Below are 1137 nucleotides of genomic sequence, written 5' to 3' on the forward strand. Positions count from 1 at the left end.
GTCCCGGGAGGGTTCCCCATGGGCTCCGGGGACGTGGGGTATGTCCGGGGCGGCTCCCTTAACCTGCACGAACCGGGCGCCGTCCGGGCCCTGCTTGACGCGGCTTCGGCCCGCGGGTGGCAGCCGGGGGAGCGGCGGGCGGTGGAGGTCGACGGCTGGCCCCTGCTGGAGGCGGCGGCCGCCGCGCGAGCCGGGGACGCCAGCCCCGCGGGCCCGTAGGGGGGTGACTCCGACCTCCCCTCAAACCGGCCCACCACGCCGCGATCAAACGTCGGTGAGACTGGTCAAACTCCGTTGAGATTCCCAATCAAGTTGTCAATCCCGGTTGGCCGCGGATCACGCTGCTGAGACGTCGCCCATGTTGAGCTCAAAGGTCCGGCCATCGCGAATGAGGGCCCACAGGACGTTGAGGCGCCGCCTGGCGAGGGCGAGGACCGCCTGCTTGTGTCCTTTGCCCTCGCCTCGTTTTCGTTCGTAGAACTTCTTCGAAATGGGGCAGCAACGAGCGCCTGAACCGCAACGGTGGACAGGCTCTCCGCCATAGAGCAGTCGGCCTGCGCGCACACCATCGGGTCGTTGTCCATGTAGGCCGTGTTTTAGAACTGGGGTCCATGTCTCGCCTTGTGCGGTGATGATCTCGGTGTGGGGCGAGGGGATCTTTCAGATGATCAGTGGGCGGCGCTGAGGCCGTTGTTGCCCGTCGCGGTGTTGGGCAGGCCCGTCGGTGTGCCGACGGAGGTTGATCGACGGAATCCGCTGGCGGGTGAGAACTGATGCCCCATGGCGGGATCTACCGACGGAATACGGTCCGTGGCAGACGGTTTACGGGCTCTTCCGCCGCTGGCAGCGCCAGGGTGTCTGGTCGGTGGTGCTGACTGGGCTGCAAACCCGAGCGGATGCGGCCGGGCTGATCACCTGGGAGGTCAACGTCGACTCGACGATCTGCCGGGCCCATCAGCACGCCGCTGGCGCCCGGCGTGACGGGCAGGCCCAGAAGGAACCGCCGGGCGGCAATCGGGTGGAACCCGACGACCATGGCCTTGGCCGGTCCCGTGGAGGGTGGACCACAAAGATTCACTTGGCCTGTGAACAGGGGCAGAGGCCGCTATCGCTGCTGGTCACGGCCGGGCAGCAGGG

1 protein-coding gene and 2 pseudogenes are annotated in these 1137 nt (G+C 67.6%); 2 read left to right on the top strand and 1 reads right to left on the bottom strand.

Annotated features, from left to right (window positions below; all coding sequences use genetic code 11):
- A pseudogene (locus AB0I10_RS41235) lies at positions 1-219 on the top strand (hypothetical protein); the annotation flags it as partial.
- Between the two features lie 117 nt (positions 220-336).
- Here AB0I10_RS41235 and AB0I10_RS41240 read toward each other — a convergent pair.
- Positions 337-489 (bottom strand): annotated as a pseudogene (locus AB0I10_RS41240) (IS110 family transposase); the annotation flags it as partial.
- Between the two features lie 250 nt (positions 490-739).
- Here AB0I10_RS41240 and AB0I10_RS41245 point away from each other — a divergent pair.
- A partial coding sequence (locus AB0I10_RS41245; RefSeq protein ID WP_363157864.1) for an IS5 family transposase occupies positions 740-1137 on the top strand: 398 nt, incomplete at its 3' end.

It is taken from the genome of Streptomyces sp. NPDC050636 (genome assembly GCF_040654775.1).
Taxonomy (GTDB): domain Bacteria; phylum Actinomycetota; class Actinomycetes; order Streptomycetales; family Streptomycetaceae; genus Streptomyces.